The organism is Streptococcus suis (genome assembly GCF_002960445.1).
Classification (GTDB): Bacteria; Bacillota; Bacilli; order Lactobacillales; family Streptococcaceae; genus Streptococcus; species Streptococcus hyiners.
The window spans coordinates 1-205 of the sequence record NZ_POJD01000284.1 but is presented as its reverse complement, the minus strand read 5'-3'; the positions used below and the strand labels follow the sequence as shown (position 1 = coordinate 205).

Genomic DNA, 205 nt, shown 5'->3' with positions numbered 1-205 from the left:
CCTGGTTGAAGTTCTGAAACAACTGAGCTACCATTGGTTCCATCTTGACCTTTGGCACCGTCACGACCATCGACACCGTTGCGAATGGTGGCGATTTCAGTACGCTGACCTGTAGAAGACACATTGTAAACTTTTACACTACCGTCTGGTTGACGTTCTGAAACAACTGAGCTACCATTGGCACCATCGACACCGTTGCGGATGG

The 205-nt window shown here is 49.3% G+C and carries 1 protein-coding gene; it reads right to left on the bottom strand.

Annotated elements, in window-relative coordinates; all coding sequences use genetic code 11:
• A partial coding sequence (locus C1G53_RS13095; RefSeq protein ID WP_161941406.1) for a hypothetical protein occupies positions 1-205 on the bottom strand: 205 nt, incomplete at both ends.